Source organism: Bradyrhizobium hipponense (assembly GCF_008123965.1).
Classification (GTDB): domain Bacteria; phylum Pseudomonadota; class Alphaproteobacteria; order Rhizobiales; family Xanthobacteraceae; genus Bradyrhizobium; species Bradyrhizobium hipponense.
In genome coordinates this window covers 1-5,265 of the sequence record NZ_VSTH01000287.1, presented here as the reverse complement: position 1 = coordinate 5,265, position 5,265 = coordinate 1, and the positions used below count along the sequence as shown (strand labels likewise).

The 5,265-nt window shown below is 58.7% G+C and carries 6 protein-coding genes; 4 read left to right on the top strand and 2 right to left on the bottom strand.

Features of this window, described 5'->3' with window-relative positions; all coding sequences use genetic code 11:
* Nucleotides 1–684: 684 nt before the first annotated feature.
* Nucleotides 685–1,848, bottom strand: coding sequence for a DUF5906 domain-containing protein (locus FXV83_RS41960; protein ID WP_148745845.1), 1,164 nt, complete (start codon nucleotides 1,846–1,848; stop codon nucleotides 685–687).
* On the bottom strand, nucleotides 1,790–2,323 hold the full coding sequence (locus FXV83_RS41955) for a hypothetical protein (RefSeq protein ID WP_148745844.1): 534 nt from the start codon (nucleotides 2,321–2,323) through the stop codon (nucleotides 1,790–1,792). The genes FXV83_RS41960 and FXV83_RS41955 overlap by 59 nt, the downstream gene beginning before the upstream one ends.
* A 270-nt stretch (nucleotides 2,324–2,593) precedes the next feature.
* On the opposite strand from FXV83_RS41955, the gene FXV83_RS41950 reads away from it, so the two are divergent.
* The 4 genes from FXV83_RS41950 to FXV83_RS41940 all read left to right on the top strand — a co-directional run bounded on the left by FXV83_RS41950 (nucleotide 2,594) and on the right by FXV83_RS41940 (nucleotide 4,772).
* Nucleotides 2,594–3,202 (top strand): hypothetical protein, encoded by a 609-nt coding sequence (locus tag FXV83_RS41950; protein ID WP_148745843.1) that lies wholly within the window; start codon nucleotides 2,594–2,596, stop codon nucleotides 3,200–3,202.
* Between the two features lie 33 nt (nucleotides 3,203–3,235).
* The gene (locus tag FXV83_RS45095; RefSeq protein WP_283811760.1) at nucleotides 3,236–3,358 is read left to right on the top strand and encodes a hypothetical protein; all 123 of its coding nucleotides are present in this window, start codon (nucleotides 3,236–3,238) and stop codon (nucleotides 3,356–3,358) included.
* A gap of 329 nt (nucleotides 3,359–3,687) precedes the next feature.
* Nucleotides 3,688–3,975, top strand: a complete 288-nt coding sequence (locus FXV83_RS41945; protein WP_148745842.1) for a hypothetical protein — start codon at nucleotides 3,688–3,690, stop codon at nucleotides 3,973–3,975.
* Complete coding sequence (locus tag FXV83_RS41940; protein ID WP_148745841.1) at nucleotides 3,972–4,772, top strand: hypothetical protein; 801 nt, start codon at nucleotides 3,972–3,974, stop codon at nucleotides 4,770–4,772. The genes FXV83_RS41945 and FXV83_RS41940 overlap by 4 nt, the downstream gene beginning before the upstream one ends.
* Nucleotides 4,773–5,265: the final 493 nt, after the last annotated feature.

Sequence of the window (5,265 nt, the reverse complement as noted above, 5' to 3'; positions counted from 1 at the left end):
AAGTGAGAATTGCTGTTCGATCGGTGGATCGTGGCGAGCGAGTTCCTCGACCCGGGCCCGCACCCGCTGCAGCGCGGCTTCCGCCGCAAGGCGCTCACCAGCAGTTCCGGCCCCCACGAACAACGCCTCGATCTTCCGAAGCTTCTCGCGCAGCTGCGACTCGCTGTTCATTCTGATCCCGTTGCCCGCTCCGAACCGGGATCACCCCATCACCGCGCCCCGGCGGCGTCAATCATCCCGACCGCGCTATCCAGAGCATTCCGCGCAAGTCAAGCCCGGGCACCGGTGATCCTATCGTGACGCTCACGATTTGGCGAAGTCGATTTGGTCTTTCGTTGGTCTAGCCACTTTCAGTTCCTCATAAAGAAACGGCTCCGCAGCCAAAGCGTCGAGTGCGACACCTCAGCGGCAGAGCCGTTGGTTAGGTTTAGGTTTGGTCCTAGGTGGTCCTAGGGCGTCCTAGCTGTGGAAAATTCAAGAAACACTATGAAATAAGCGGTTGATCCTAGGAGTCCTAGAAGATTGAGGGTTGGGGTAAAGCAACAACCAACCGCCAAACGGCACACAACGCATTACACGCGCGCGCGTGAGGACGGTCCTAGGACTCCTAGGACCAACCCCTATTTTTGAAGGTTTTTCTGAATTTTTTACACCTAGGACGCGCTAGGACGCCCTAGGACCGATTTACATCGGAGCGAAATCATCCGCTTCCGGCTGCGCTCGCTCGCCCCTCTCCGGGGGAAGCGCCGGCCAATCCACAGGTTGGCCGAGCAGATCATCGAATGCCGCGCGGCACTCATCGAGCGACGGCATGTCATAAGACCATACGCGCTTCACCACGCCGGGATCAACCTCAATTGCAGGTCGGAATCTGCGCAGGTCGGGCACAAGCTTAGCGAGCCGCTTGCCAAACTCGGCGGCGCCACGCTTGCGCCCGACACCGACTTGCGACGCCGCCTTGAGGTATTCCGCATAGAGAAGATCGCAGGCGATTTGCTGTGGCCACTCGCCACCTTCATGAAGGCGGTTGAACCAAAAGTCATCGATCGTATCGAGTGACCGAATCTTTTGCTCAAGCAACGCTTGAGTCTGCGGAAGATGCCACAGGTCCACCTGATCCAGGTCGAATGTCAGCAAGTCGTGAAGCAGCCGCCCGCGCCCGCCCTTGTTCAATTCATCGTCCATGTCGGCGAAGTAGGCCCGATCTTGTGCACACCGAGGGTTCACGTCGAGAACGACGAATCGGCGCTCATCCATACCGGCGGGCACCACCCAACCCTCGTTAGATGACATGATCACGCGGACAAAGTTGCGCAGCCGGATCGGATCGACGCCCTTGGACTCGATCATCTGCATCTCGCTCGTGATCAAGCCCTTGAGCCGGCCCTCAGCCGCCTTGTCGCCCGCCCAAACGGCCTCATCCGCCTGCAGCAGCAAGCAACTTGCCATATGGGCGTTGAATTGCCCGGTGATGTAGCGGGCATCATCCACTTGGAAGTAGTGCGACGAGAACAACGATCCCAGCACCTCGCCGACCTTGCTCTTGCCCGTGCCGCGTCGGCCGCGCAGCACGATCGCGGTGCCCAGGCGCTCGCGCGGTTTCTGCACAATATGCGCCATCCAACCGAACACGTATTTGAATAGCTCGGGGGCGCCGTCGCAGACGTTCGTAAGCAGATGATCCCGAAAGATAGTGCACGATCCGCTCGGCGACGGGATCACATCGAAACCGCGCCAGAAATTGAGATAGTTGGGCGTGCCTTTGGCACCCTCGGGATTCGGCCAAAACTCAACCCCATCGTACTGCCGGCGATCGGGGTGCGAGTGCCAAGCCCTTGCCCAGGTCACGGGCCGAATCTTTCCATCCGACCCCTCGATCTCCGTGAAGGTTAGCGAACCAGGAATTCATCGACTCGAACGACATCACCCGCACCCGGTCATTAACCGGCCCGGACGGCTGTTCGTTCACCACCACCGCCTTGCCGCCCCAGATCGCCAGCGCGTAGCTGCGGTTGATTTCCTCGACATCGAAGCCCCAGGAGCGCGGGGACGCGTTTGGCGCACCCGTGGCGGCCGTTACCTCGCCCAGCTCCCCCTCCCGGCGGGGGCTGCCGGCCCGGAAGTCTCCCGAGTTGGTATCGTCCCCTTCGATCCAGTCAGCAATACGCTGGTGCGGCGGCATGTCATCGTTTTCGATAATGTCGGCAATGCGGGCAGGATCGGCACCGCTGCGGAGCATGTTGTTAAAGTCCTGTCCGCCACCCTCAGCGCGAACGGGTTTTGCGGCGGCCTCCGGGAGGCCACCGTTTGCAGTGTCAGTCATCTCGGATTCCACCTTCTCGCGGACGCGCCTTGCGCCGCCGCAGGTGAGACAGTCGCTTTAAAAACGATAACGATTCCGTAGAACCGTTTACTGTCCCACCATCACCTAAGTGAAGAAATGCGTGAGCATCCGAGCTTCTACGCGTTCAAGACGTGGCTCTCGCAGAACCACTACTCACACTATTTGAATTTCCGTTCCCCCATGGGAGCGGACTACGGCGCTGAGATGTGGTTCGACGACGAACTCGGCCGGAACTGGCGAAGGTGAGGCGTGGGCGAGGAGACGCGACGCCCAGAGTGGGGCAATGTTTCCCAAATTGTGTCTGCGCTTTGTGCGCTGGCGTTGGCCATCTTGGCCATTTACGGGTTCTTGTTTTCGAAGACCTCGCAGGCGTTCGTGGGCTACCTCCAATCGGAGCTTGCATTGCGCAATATCCGCATTGTGAGCCTGGAGCAGACCGAAAAGGACCTGCAGCGCTCTATTGCGGAAAGCCAGGTGAGCTTGGGCAGCTTGACTGAACAGAAAGCCAGGCTGGAACGGCAGATTGCCGATCTCGAGGTCGCGCAGCAGGGTTACGCCAAGCAAGTGCAGGAACTTGGTACCCAGCTTGTCGGCACGACGTTTTCACTGGTCCGCGAAAAGATTCTGGTCAGCAAGGCAACGCTTCTATCGGAGCTAGACGTGCTGGGACTCAAAATACAAGGCGACTGGTACGACAAGGGCGTGCCGGCACAAACGGTCAGGCCCTGGCAATGTCCTACCTCAAGACGCTGCAGAGCAAGTTGGCGGACCTTGGCGAAGCGGATCGGGCAATGGGCAAAGCGGTCCTGGATAAGTTCGTTCCAGCAATGCAGCAATTTAGGCTCTGTCGTAATCTAGGTGCCGGCTATGCGGGTCACTTCGGGTGAGAGCTTGTCTGCCTACGATTACAATATCGACAGGCATCCCACAGCTATTCGCGCAAAAGCTATCGCCAACCAGATCCGCAAGGCCGAGGATGACATGCAGGCCTGCTTCAAATCCCTCACCCAGTAGCGGGTAGAGCCAGCGCCAGCGATCTTTTCCTTGCAATCAATGTCTCGAAGTGCCCGCATTGCCGCGCGACTTCAGGAGCATTTCGGCATCCGGCCGGCGGCCGGCACCGCAGGCTGGGAGTGGCTGCACCACGAGCAGTACCATCCGCACGAAGGGACCGCCTTGAGCAGACGAGAAGCGTCTTGCCGGGCCGTGGGTGCGATGCAGCGAAGCGAATTGAGCCCACGACCGGTGGGGGATAATCGATCAACGCGAGCGTGAGGCCATTGTTTCTCGCCTGGGATGCAGCCAGTATGTGCCTTTGGGCAAAGTCATTTTTGGGGGGACAGATGTGGAAAGGCATCCAGCGCCGCTTTTACTCGATGATGTACTACTTCGGTAAGACGCCGCCAACGTCTGCAGAGATCGACGCAGCGTTCGAAAAACTCGAGCAAGAGGCGACGATCGCGGCTAACGACCCTTTGTGCGATTGCCAGGTCCTGGCGAACTCTACCACCATTCAATGCAAGACAAGAAGAACGTCGGTCTGCGAGGCGCTGGGCGAGCGGAGGCCCGACGTGAACACCGTGCCGCACGAGGTGGGCTTTTGCAGGAGTTTGCCGGAGGGTTCGAGATGAGTGAAGTCGTGCGAATGCGAACCGTCTCGCTCTGGATCTCGCTTTCCGTCTTGCTCTCCGGATGCGCGGCGGTCGTTCCTAACTTCGATATTCCGGTCAATGGGAACGGGCCAACGATACATTCCATCTCGCGGCGGATCTCTTGCGAGCTGGTCCAACTAATCGAGCGAGGTGACGGAATTTCTGATGCTTTGCTCGGTGACGACATCGACGTCGCAGTCCAGTTGAACCTGACGGTCAACGATACCGGTGGCCTCAGCCCATCGCTGACATACGTCAACGCGCCCTTTGCGCTCGGATTGGGTGGCACGCTCAGCCAATCGCGAGAGCAAAATTTTACACAGAAGTTCTATTATTCAATGCGCGCCTTGCAGAAGGAGGCTCAGGCCGTGAGGAAGTTGGGGGGCGATCTGGCGGAATGCTGGCCTACCGATACAAATCTAGCAGGCGAACTGGGTCTTAAAAGAACGGTCGAGCTCGCTTTCACCTCGCAGCACGTGGATTGGGGCAAGAAGCTTTCCGACGACGGCATCTTCGGCGGATACGTCAATTTCGTCGTCACGAAGAATGTGAACGGTGGTCCCACTTGGACGCTTACAAGTTTCATCGGACCTGGAAGCAATCTGGGATCCTTCTCGGAGGTCAATACGGACAAGCTGACTTTCGCGTTCGCGCGGGGCGACAAAGCTGGAACGCCGTTTCGGGCGTCCGGAAGGCTGAAAGCAGATCGTCTCATTGAGCAGATCAATATCAATCAGCTTACAACCCAGCTGTCGGGGATACGTCCTCTTAGGTGACGACGTCGCGTAGGATCAGTCGATGAACGATGTCGTTTTCACTTCAAAAGGACCACGGAGAGGATCGCAAGTTCGGCAACTTGAGGGCGGAACGCGCGTACGCCAGACTGGCCGCGGCTGGGAGATGCGGACGCTCAAGAGCGACGCTTAGGTGTCCATCGACCAGGAGCCGGCAGTCGAAGTGGCAGTGGAGGCGGGGATGGCAATCCTGGTCTAGGTGGACAAACCGATCCTCACATCCAATCGTCTCGTTCGTAGTCCAGTGCACCGTGCCGTTAGCGCCAACCGCCGCAAACGGCCAGACGATCTATCTATTCAATGGACTGCAGGATGCGAATCGCGCTCATATCATTCAGCCGGTGCTCCAGTGGGGACCGTCTCCCGCCCGCGGCAGCACGAAAGCTTGAGGGCTCGCGAGCCTCTGGTAGGTGGCCGCAACGATCTGCTGTACACCACGCATTGGGAGGAGGTCGCCCTAGCATTACAGTTGTTT